We start from the raw sequence: 10,385 nt of genomic DNA, 5'->3' as shown, positions 1-10,385 counted from the left end.
CAACAGCGGTATCACGTCGGTGTGGATCCAACACCAGCGCCCACTGGATGCAGAACTAGGTATCAACCCAAGCCATACGATTGTGCACCCCTCTGAAATACCCGAACTAATCAACAAGTTACATCAGCAGTAAAAAGCCCACTATTGCGTGCCGCTAAGCTGCGAAAACAGGTTAATTTGGCTCATTTATCTAGTATCGCCTCTATCGTAAGGCCCACGAATAAACTCTACAGAAATAGCGAGGCTGTAAATTCCTTGCTCATCAATAAGAGTAGGAGCAATAACATCCCCATTACTGGGGAGTTTGAAAGCTACTCATACCTGCATGAGATAGAGGGGTAAAATGAGGGTAAGTATAAAAATATAATTTCGGATATTAATCACTCCATTGATATCCACTATATGAGTTAGAAAGCTTTGCTCACCTGTAATTTATCCGCGTGCAGCCATCTTTCACCGCATATCAAGTTATACGGCTTTCCAGATAATCTCTTTTCTTTTCATATTCAATATTATCGCTACTCGCTTCTTTATTTAAAGGAACGTATAAGAGCTAAAGGGTGCGCTGAACAAAGGAGTTATTAGCCACTCACATAAACCAATAATGACAAAAAAATGTCATTTCTGACCAACCCCATGTCATTCCAAATTATTTCACTACTGCGCAGTGCGCCACAGATAATAAATAAATCGATTATAAACAAATGGTTATAGCACAAACAACAAAACTGGCACTGTCATTGCTATGTGTATAGTAATTAAACAGATACGCGAGGAGATACAAAAATGACACACACACATGAAGAAGGTGTTGAAGTAATCGGCGTAGTTCCATCTATCCTAATGGTGTTAGGTGGCCTAGCTGTCGCTATTTTACCTGCCATTGTACAAGTTATTATTCTCGCTAAATAGTCTCCTTTTCCACCCACCTTTTTACCGGGCTTGTCCCGGTTTTTTCATATCTGGAAATATGGATATAAATGAAAATCCGATATTAGTAAGGGGAAGAAAGAACACTGAGCAAGAAAGGAATACTGCATTGGTGCAGATGGGGAGACTCGAACTCCCACGCCCGTGAAGGCACTAGCACCTGAAGCTAGCGTGTCTACCAATTCCACCACATCTGCTCGAAAGTGGGCAGTATTATATAGAGCAGCTATATCTTTGGGAAGCTGTTCAGGCTGTAATTTAGGTACTCAAATTAGGCGCCGCTGTTAGGCTTTATTTAATCCTGTAAACACTCCTTAAAGACCTGCGCAAAGTCAGCAATGAATGCCAAATACGCGCCTTTCCCAAGCATGACTTGTTGTCCCAACGGGTCTAACTCAGCGGTACGAACCGCTGTGCCAGCAGCAATCGTTTTCAGTATGGATCCGCTAAATTGTGGCTCACTAAAAATACAGACCGCCTTGCTCTTGATGACGGCCTCACGTAGCTCGCTTAAATGCTTTGCTCCTGCTTTGCGCGAAGGGTTAATAGTCACCGCGCCCAACTGTTGCAAGTTATAGCGCTTAATAAAGCGACTATAGGCATCATGAAAAACCACAAAACCTCTCTCATTAAAAGGAGCTAGCTGCGCCATTATTAGCTGGTCCTTTTCTAATAAACCGGCAGCAAACTCTACGTAGTTTTGCTCAAGTAATAATTGCTTATCAGGAGCAGCCTTAATCGCTTCATTGAGGATTATCTCTGCCATTTCCAGTGCATACATAGGATCAAGCCAGATATGCGGGTCAGTTCCGCCGTGGTCATGCCCATCATGCTGATGGCTACTTGCTAATAGGTTGTCTTCGCCCTCTTGATGCGACGATCCATGCTCACTTTTATTCTCAGGCGCGGCTTCTTCTTGGTGCATTTCTTCTGCTTCTAAAAAAGACAGCACTGTCGCATCAGTTTTGCTGAGTGCTTTTTCAAGAAAACGCTCTAATTCAGGCCCAACCCAAAAGATCAGATCAGCTTGTTTTACCTTGCGTACATCTGAAGGGCGCAAAGAGTACTGATGAGGTGAAGCACCAGGAGGCAATAACACCTCGGGCTGCGTAACATCGGCTAATATTTCGCTGGCAATTAATTGTATAGGCGTAATACTAGTGAGCACTTTCAACTCTGTGGCTACTGCAACAGGGATAAATAAGGTGAGTAATAGAGACAATAGTATTCTTTGTGGGTGCATGCTCTTCTTCCAGCGTAATTTGATGTTACAATATAACAAAACATAGACTTATTGCCCATGACTCATTACCTATGAATAATTCAGAAGTCGCTTTCCAACCAGAACATGACCATAGCCGCTGTATTACCCAAGCACTAAAAGATGCAGCAGAGCTTTGTCGTGGCCGGCAACAGCGCTTAACACCGGTTCGCGAACTGGTGCTACAACTCATCTGGCAAAGCCATAAGCCGTTGGGTGCTTATGATATTTTACCGGCGCTTGCCGAGGCAGGTTTTAACTCTGCTCCACCAACTGTTTATCGAGCATTAGATTTTTTGCAGGAGCAAGGCTTAGTCCACCGTATTGCCTCTCTCAACGCTTTTATTGGCTGTAGCCACCCTGAACACCTGTGCAATAATAGCTTTTTGATCTGCACTCGTTGCCACAGTGCCGTTGAACTAGAATCAGATAGCGTCTCTAAAGCTATTAGAGTCTCTGCCAAAGCCGTCGGTTTTCTCGTAGAAACTGAAATGCTTGAGGTCGCAGGCATCTGTCCTAATTGCCAACAGGAAGAAAGCACTTCATGAGCCACCCCATCGATTTAGTTAGGCTCGAGAGTATCAATGTTCAATTTGGCCATAATCACGTGTTGCAGGATGTTAATCTAACACTACATAAGGACTGCATCACAACCCTTATTGGCCCCAATGGTGCGGGTAAAACCACTCTAGTACGTATTGTTTTGGGGTTGATCAAACCCACTAATGGCCAAGTCTGGCTGCAGCCTAATTTACGTGTGGGCTACATGCCTCAAAAATTACACATAGACCGCACCTTTCCGTTAACCGTAAAGCGTTTTTTACAAACGGCACGTGTGAAAGAGCTGTCAAAAATGCAACAAGCGCTTGAAGATGTGAGTGCCGAACACCTGATGGAACAATCCATGCACGACCTCTCAGGCGGCGAGACCCAGCGGGTGATGCTGGCACGTGCCCTCTTGCGTGAACCCGAGTTGTTAGTATTGGATGAGCCCGTACAAGGGGTGGATATTAATGGTCAGGTAGCACTGTATAATTTAATAGCCCGTATCCGTAAACAGCGCGGTTGCGGTGTATTGATGATCTCTCATGACTTACATCTGGTTATGTCTTCTACAGATCATGTGATATGCCTTAATCATCATGTTTGCTGCTCTGGCCGCCCTGAACATGTCAGCACAGATCCATCCTTTATTGAACTTTTTGGTGAGCAAGGCGCAGCAAGCTTGGCCCTTTATAGCCATCATCATAACCACAACCATGATACCCATGGTGATGTTATCGCTGACCACCCACACCCTAGCGATCACAACGAAAAAGCCCATAGCGAGTGTAACCACTAAATGATTTACGACTTTCTACTTTATGCCATCCTTGGTGGATTAGGGGTTGCCGCAGTGGCGGGCCCTCTTGGTGCTTTTGTGGTGTGGCGCCGCATGGCCTACTTTGGGGATAGCTTGGCACATTCGGCGCTTTTAGGAGTGGCTCTGGGCATTTTACTCGACATTAGCCTCAACATTGCCGTTATTGCCTGCTGCGTACTCTTAGCCTTGGTTCTGGTTTCTTTACAAAAACAGCGGCTGATCGCAACCGACACCCTGCTTGGAATCATGGCCCACAGCACCCTTTCACTAGGCTTGGTCACTCTCTCGTTTATTGACGATGCTAGATTGGATTTAATGGATTATCTGTTTGGTGATCTACTCGCGATAGCCCCTGCTGATCTAGCATGGATTCTAGCCGGAGGCGCCGCCGTCTTGATTACCATCCGTATCTTCTGGGAACCTTTGCTCGCTATTACTATTAACGAAGAACTGGCACAGGTTGAAGGTGTCAATGTTAGCCGGACTCGTCTGATTTTGATGGTTCTTATTGCTGTTGTGATTGCTGTATCAATGAAAATCGTCGGCATCTTACTCATTACATCTTTGCTAGTCATCCCCGCCGCTGCGGCTAGGCGCCTTTCTAACACACCAGAACAGATGGCTGTTTACGCCTCAGCACTTGGCTGTGCTGCGGTATTAATCGGCATATGGGGCTCGTGGACATGGGATACGCCAGCAGGGCCATCAGTGGTTGTAGCTGCGCTGTTTGAGTTTGTGGTTATTTATATTATGCCATCCAGACACTCATCAAACGCCTGAAATTTAAACCACTACCAACTTACTGATCAGCTCCGCGCGACCATAAAGAGGTTTGGCTACGTGTATGGACAATGATTCTCTTCGACGCTCTTCCTCTCTTATCCTTCTGCCATTGATTCAAGTAAACACGATTAAAATCACCCTCTAGATAGACCATTGGTAAAAATTGACCTGACCGGGTTTCTATAAAACTTTGCTTCATCCAACTCTTACTGTACTGTCATCTCTACACAGAGATGAAATTGAGCACACAACTGTACAGGTTATTCTACTCTTGATGGGGTCGGTAATTATCGATAACTAAATAGACGCCTAAGATTTAACCTTAGGCTAAGTATCTGATTTATTTATGTGTAGTTGCCAAATGGGCATTGGATTACTAGTGCAGTTTTACTTGTTAATCAAATGATATTATTTGGAGAACACCCATATGGCTATCACAACCCAACAACAAACAACCATGTTAAAAATCGTGATCGGGTTATTTAACGGTGGTATTAGTGGACCGAACCTAACAGGACTAGGAAACATTATTGAGGCCGGAAGCAGCATGCGTGATTTGTCGCATTCACTATCAGGCATTACATTCTTTACAGAAAACATTATGGGCGGGAAAATAACAGTAGAAAGTAAGGTCGATGTTATGATGAAACATTTTGGCCTTGTTGCTGATTCCGACCCTGCCAGCGCCGGCTTTCAAGCTCAAGCATACTTTACAACCGTCATCACCGAAGGCGCTAGCTTTGGCGATATAGTTTTTGCAGCTGTTGAGTTTCTATCTCAGGAGAGTCCGCCCGCTGAATTTGCTCCTCAAGTCGCGTTGTTGAATAACAAGGCACTTGTTTCTGAATTATATGTCGCTAAAAATAAGCCTCAAGATTTGGATACTTATGTTGAGCTCCTAGCCAATGTAACCGCATCTAGCCCAGTGACACGTGAAGAGGCCGCCGAATATGTAGATCTTTTTGATGCTAATCAAATTACGTTAACTAGCGGAGCAGATAATTTAACAGGCACCAGCGATATTGATGTCTACTCTGGCATCTTTGATCCAACGGGCAATGCGACGACCATCTCAAACGCTGACAACCTTAATGGTGATAGCGGTACTGATCAGCTAAACATCCGTGTCGCGAGCACATCAACAGGTGGAGACACCATATCCCCTGTCTCAACAAATATTGAAAACTTTTTTTTCAAAAACCAGGCTACCAGCAACCAGTTTACATTTGATTTCATCAACATTAACAATGAAGCCCAAGTTGTGGATAAGGGTTCTGTATCAAATGCCTTTACCCGTGCTCTCAACATTGACTCAGCCGCAACCATTGGCATGACGGATACCCTTGGCTCCTTTGAAGTCAATGCTAGTGGTGACCGCTCAGGCTCTTCTGACGCTTTCACACTAGCTCTCAATGGTGCTGGTATAATGGATGATAATGCAAACTTTAGCATGGTCACCACGTCGGGAACGAACGACAACACCTTTGAGATCGCCAACATCTCTAGCACAACCACCCTCTCAAATGTCAGCCTTGGCATTGACCCAATGACACTAAAGACAATCAACATTTCGGGTGATGCTACCTTGATGCTCTCAGGCCATAATAATTTTATTGGCTTGAACGAAGTTAACGCATCTCAGATGACGGGTGGCGGTATTCAAGTCGATGCCCGCGATAGCGAGGAAAGCAGCTTTATATTCACCGGTAGTTCTGCAGACGATAGTGTCCTCTTAAAGAACAGCACGATTAACACCGCAAGCTCTCTTGATGGAGGCGCAGGTAAAAATACACTTGCGACACAAAATTTTAATAACTTAAGCGCAACCGCAGTCAATAATTCAACCGGGTTCCAAGTGCTTGAAGGGGTTGCCGGCGCGGAAAGCTTTAGTGCAACAAGTTTCACTAGCATTAACGAGTTCTTTTTCACTGGAACTACAGGTTCAAACAACGGCTTTACAATATCTGATATTGAAAATTCAGATCGAATCAAGTTTGCAACTGACATCTCATCGGGCGGAAATTACGCTCTTCGCTTAGAAGGCAAAAACGCGGGTAATACAGCCTATATTGAATTGAGCAGCACCGGCGAAACGAACGGCGAAACAACCCTAACAGCGACATCCAATAATAATGACAGATATGGGATTGAAATACGTTCAAACATATCATCATTGACGCTTGATTCTACAGGCACTGGCCCAAATTCAAATGTGATAGAAACAAATCAAAATAGTAATCACTTTGGCTATGCATTTGGGAATTCAAGTACCTCTGTGTTTAGCATTACAGGCTCCCACGACTTAAGCGTCATGGCTAAGGCAGGTATTGATATCTCAAACGGCTCCAAATTGGCTGGTTTTTCTGCAGCTGCAAATATCGACGCCAGTGCTTTTTCTGGGGCTTTACGCATCGCTGGTTCCTTATCCGATGATGTTATCCAAGGAGGTAGCAATGCTGACATCATATATAGCTTAGGTGGCGCCGATACATTAACGGGCAATGGTGGAGCAGACCAGTTCAGGTTAGCCGAGTACGACAACCAAACCGATACAATCTTAGACTTCAACCAAGGCATGGATAAAGTAGGCCTAAATCATTTTGATTTTGCAAATACAACCACAACACAGGATGGTGCCATACTGTCAGTGACCGATTATATCGAAAACCGCTCTGGAGTCACTACCATCGGTAGCGCAGATGCAAATAAGGTGATTGAGCTACAAACATCCCTTAGCGCAGACCAGATTGCTACAGATACAGGAGCAGCCGTCGAGGCTTTTGTCGTGGTCCACAATACAACATCCGGGAAAGCCGAGCTGTGGTATGACAATGATTGGAGCACTTCTAGCAACCGCGACCACGTCATCACGTTTGACAATATTGCAGATTTGGTTGGGGTTCAGTCCTTTTCCAATTCAGACTTTGTGGAATATACGTATTAATAGTATTTAAGATATAAGCCATTCAAAGCATAGTGGTCTAAACACATAGGTGTCTTTGAATTAATATGACGACGAAAGGCCCTTCAAAGGAATGACGGGGCCTTTTTAAGGTCTTGACCAAGTGGGTAAATGCATGAGTCTTACTAAGATATGAAAAATGAGCCTTTAGAGCTGCACTCACGAGCCAAACTGATCACCTAATGACATCATAAAAATCCAGTTTAGCGCTTCCACATTGCATTTATGAATGCACCCGCAACGATGAAACAGCCTCCTATCATCGTCCATAAGCTTGGTAACTCATCGAAAAAAACTAAACCAAGTACGGCAGCGAAAACTACTTGAATATACGAGTAACCCGCTACTTTTCCTGCGGTATCAGATGACATTGCTTTTGTAATCCCCACCTGCCCTATTTGAGTAAAAATTCCAACAAGAATTAATAAAACCGACTCTATTAACCCCGGAATAATAAAGCCATCTCTCAGCAAAAGTATGGATATAGGTAGAGCAATAAGAGGAAAGTAGAAAATAATCACTGAGCTATCTTCGCTTTGGCTAAGCCGCCTCACTAGCACATAAGCAACAGCACTGCCAAACGCCCCTATCAACGCAGCAACGATACTGAGAAGAGGCAAAGCAGCAACGCCTCCCACAGAAAGTCCTGGTTGCACGATAATCATCAACCCAATCAAACTGAGACTAATACAAACAATTGTCGAGAGGTTGATTCGCTCTTTGAGGAAAAATAACGCTATAACGGCGGTGAACGCAGGGTACGTATATTGTAAGAAAGTCGCTTCCGTTAACGGCAGAGTTGTCACTGCAAAAAATACGCATATCAATGCTAGCGTTCCCACAACCCCACGGGCCAGTAGCAGTAATCTATTATTACCCCATACTGATATTTTTTTCCTATGTATATCGAAGTAACTGATAACCAATGATACCAGCGCTCTCGCTGCAACAATTTCTAACACGGGGATGCCATATGCACTAACGGCTTTGACACAAGCGGCCATCAACGCAAACCCCAGCGCAGAAAGAAGCATGTAACGAACACTGATAGGAAAACGAGCTACAAAAGCAAGTATCATTTGATTTGAGAGTCACTTAAGTAAGTTATATTAGAACAAAATAATAATAGATATATCTGCTACATAGGCTTTCCAAAGCTATGCTAAATAGCCGCAGAAACTCACGTGAAAAACTAGCTTAGAGAAAAGCTCCTCCCTGCTTCACTACATACTTGGTATCGGCAGCAGCTCACTTCATGATCATTGACCATGCCTACGGCTTGCATATAAGCATACATAATTGTTGGACCAACAAAGCGCATCCCCTCTTTTTTTAGCGCTTTAGAGAGCTGCTTAGAGATGTCAGTTTCGGCGGGGACTTCGGTGTAATCTTTCCAGCTGTTTTGTATCGGCTTATTATCTACAAAGCCCCACAGATAACGCGCAAAGCTACCATACTCCTTCTGCAAGCGTAGAAATTCACGCGCATTTGAGATCGACGATGCCACTTTAAGTTTATTACGAACAATGGCCGGATCAGCTAACATCACCTGCTGCTGGGCATCATCAAATGCCGCAACGGCTACCGGATCAAAGCCATGATAATGATGTCGATAACCTTCTCGTTTCTCCAAGACAGTGCGCCAGCTCAAACCCGCCTGAGCGGCTTCCAATACAAGAAACTCAAACAACACGCTATCGTCTGTTTGCGGCATTCCCCACTCGTTATCGTGGTATTTCTGTTCTAACAAAGTCTGATTTGTTGCCCAGTGGCACCGCTGGCACATGAACCAAGCCCTTATAATCGAGAAATTAACCAATTAAAACTAGCTAAAGCAACTAATTGCTTTAGCTAGCGTCCTACGAGCTTCACCATCACTAAAGCTTCATCCAGCGAAAAAATAGTACTCAATAGTCAGTAATGAGTTTATTGCCATTTTCACCTTCGACCCAAACAGCAGAGGGATCAATAGGTGCTTTTATAGTCACTGACTGAGAACCATCTTCATTAAAATGTGAAACATACTGTACATCACAGGTACCTGCAACTTTACACCGAACTATATCAAGATAGGTTTTATTCTCTTCTTCCCTTATATTCACTCCAGGAGAAAAGTACATGCTTTCAAGCAAAACCCTATACGTTAAGTTCACGCTCTCTCCTTCCAGAGCGTAAGATATCTCTTCAAGCTTTTCAGAAGTATATTTCATTTGTGTATCCTTACCTAAACTATTACAACCTGTTGAAAGTACGAGTAATAAAATGGAAAATAGAATTCTCATATCGTTACCAACTTGATTGTTTATGCTGTAATGCTACGGGCATTTTTACTGTCGTAGGGTTAGCTTTTTCAAGCGCAACGATATGACGCCCTAACTCCCTTGGCGTCTCAAAGCCAGCCCAGTCATCCGCATCGACATCGACCCCAACTACTGTATAAACAACGTCAGATGCCCATGATGCACAGGTATTCGTATAGGTCCACCCAATGATTTTCTTCAGCTCTATATTAAGACTAACCTCTTGACTCGCGTTTAGCTTAAAAAAGCGGCTAGCTGCAGGAAAACGAGTACCTTCTAAACCAATCCTGATATCAGTTTTTGGGCCGTTATCAACAGTACGAGGATGCCCATCAGGCCACAAACCATACGCTTGTGTTACACTATTTTTTGTTACTGTAATCCAAGCATGCCCACTTGAAAATCCATTATTTTCACCTGCTACATTACTATGTATCCCTAAAACTGTAGGCATTTCACAACTCCCTTGCATTTGCTTTATTATAAATATCTCTCACCGAGCACTCTGGATACTAACCTTAAAAATAGTACACACCTCAGCCAAAATTACAATTCAGAATAACTAACAACATAACGTACTTTACTTAGTATCAGTGCTCCTTGTTTTTAAGACCCGGATTGGGTACAAACATCAACGGTTGAGCAATAGAGCTAGGCTCTGATTTAGACTCTGATTGCTTACTGGACGGCTTATTCACACGTGTTTCTAACTCAGCCTCCTCAGGTGAGCCATCTAAGTTTTGCCCATCCACATAATCGCATTTAACACATTCACGGTATTCGCGG

At 43.8% G+C, this 10,385-nt stretch carries 12 protein-coding genes and 1 tRNA gene; 5 read left to right on the top strand and 8 right to left on the bottom strand.

The genetic code is table 11. The annotated features are described in order from the left end of the window. Positions 1-786: 786 nt before the first annotated feature. Positions 787-912, top strand: a complete 126-nt coding sequence (locus tag QZZ55_RS19255) for a hypothetical protein (protein WP_293269046.1) — start codon at positions 787-789, stop codon at positions 910-912. A gap of 128 nt (positions 913-1,040) precedes the next feature. On the opposite strand, the gene QZZ55_RS19250 is transcribed toward QZZ55_RS19255, so the two are convergent. Next, positions 1,041-1,127: transfer RNA gene (locus QZZ55_RS19250), tRNA-Leu, on the bottom strand. Between the two features lie 98 nt (positions 1,128-1,225). Further along, positions 1,226-2,173: a zinc ABC transporter substrate-binding protein ZnuA gene (gene znuA, locus QZZ55_RS19245; protein ID WP_293269045.1), complete on the bottom strand. Its 948-nt coding sequence runs from the start codon at positions 2,171-2,173 to the stop codon at positions 1,226-1,228. Positions 2,174-2,244: 71 nt separating this feature from the next. Here znuA and QZZ55_RS19240 point away from each other — a divergent pair, with 71 nt between their 5' ends. The 3 genes from QZZ55_RS19240 to znuB are packed head-to-tail and all read left to right on the top strand — an operon-like array spanning position 2,245 to position 4,334. Next, on the top strand, positions 2,245-2,739 hold the full coding sequence (locus tag QZZ55_RS19240) for a Fur family transcriptional regulator (RefSeq protein WP_293269044.1): 495 nt from the start codon (positions 2,245-2,247) through the stop codon (positions 2,737-2,739). Then, positions 2,736-3,533, top strand: a complete 798-nt coding sequence (gene znuC / locus QZZ55_RS19235; RefSeq protein WP_293269043.1) for a zinc ABC transporter ATP-binding protein ZnuC — start codon at positions 2,736-2,738, stop codon at positions 3,531-3,533. The genes QZZ55_RS19240 and znuC overlap by 4 nt, the downstream gene beginning before the upstream one ends. 3 nt (positions 3,534-3,536) lie before the next feature. Then, complete coding sequence (gene znuB / locus QZZ55_RS19230; protein WP_293269047.1) at positions 3,537-4,334, top strand: zinc ABC transporter permease subunit ZnuB; 798 nt, start codon at positions 3,537-3,539, stop codon at positions 4,332-4,334. A gap of 19 nt (positions 4,335-4,353) precedes the next feature. Here znuB and QZZ55_RS19225 read toward each other — a convergent pair whose 3' ends face one another. Further along, a complete protein-coding gene (locus QZZ55_RS19225) occupies positions 4,354-4,536 on the bottom strand; it encodes a hypothetical protein (protein WP_293269042.1) in 183 nt (60 codons plus the stop codon). Between the two features lie 228 nt (positions 4,537-4,764). Here QZZ55_RS19225 and QZZ55_RS19220 point away from each other — a divergent pair, with 228 nt between their 5' ends. Next, on the top strand, positions 4,765-7,281 hold the full coding sequence (locus QZZ55_RS19220) for a hypothetical protein (RefSeq protein WP_293269041.1): 2,517 nt from the start codon (positions 4,765-4,767) through the stop codon (positions 7,279-7,281). A 221-nt stretch (positions 7,282-7,502) separates the two neighbouring features. Here the strand turns inward: QZZ55_RS19220 and QZZ55_RS19215 are convergent, their stop codons facing one another. The 5 genes from QZZ55_RS19215 to QZZ55_RS19195 all read right to left on the bottom strand — a co-directional run. After that, positions 7,503-8,378, bottom strand: a complete 876-nt coding sequence (locus QZZ55_RS19215) for a DMT family transporter (protein ID WP_293269040.1) — start codon at positions 8,376-8,378, stop codon at positions 7,503-7,505. A gap of 113 nt (positions 8,379-8,491) precedes the next feature. After that, the gene (locus tag QZZ55_RS19210; protein ID WP_293269039.1) at positions 8,492-9,085 is read right to left on the bottom strand and encodes a DNA-3-methyladenine glycosylase I; all 594 of its coding nucleotides are present in this window, start codon (positions 9,083-9,085) and stop codon (positions 8,492-8,494) included. Between the two features lie 121 nt (positions 9,086-9,206). Next, positions 9,207-9,509 carry a hypothetical protein gene (locus tag QZZ55_RS19205; protein WP_293269038.1) on the bottom strand — a complete coding sequence of 101 codons (303 nt, stop codon included), beginning with the start codon at positions 9,507-9,509 and terminating at the stop codon, positions 9,207-9,209. A gap of 76 nt (positions 9,510-9,585) precedes the next feature. Further along, entirely contained in the window at positions 9,586-10,053 is a 468-nt protein-coding gene (locus QZZ55_RS19200) for a hypothetical protein (RefSeq protein ID WP_293269037.1), read from the bottom strand. Between the two features lie 136 nt (positions 10,054-10,189). Then, positions 10,190-10,385, bottom strand: a 196-nt coding sequence (locus QZZ55_RS19195) for a YheV family putative metal-binding protein (RefSeq protein WP_293269036.1), incomplete at its 5' end; no start/stop codon positions are given.

Source organism: Neptunomonas sp. (genome assembly GCF_016744175.1).
Taxonomy (GTDB): domain Bacteria; phylum Pseudomonadota; class Gammaproteobacteria; order Pseudomonadales; family Balneatricaceae; genus Neptunomonas.
This window is presented reverse-complemented; position numbering and strand designations above follow the sequence as displayed.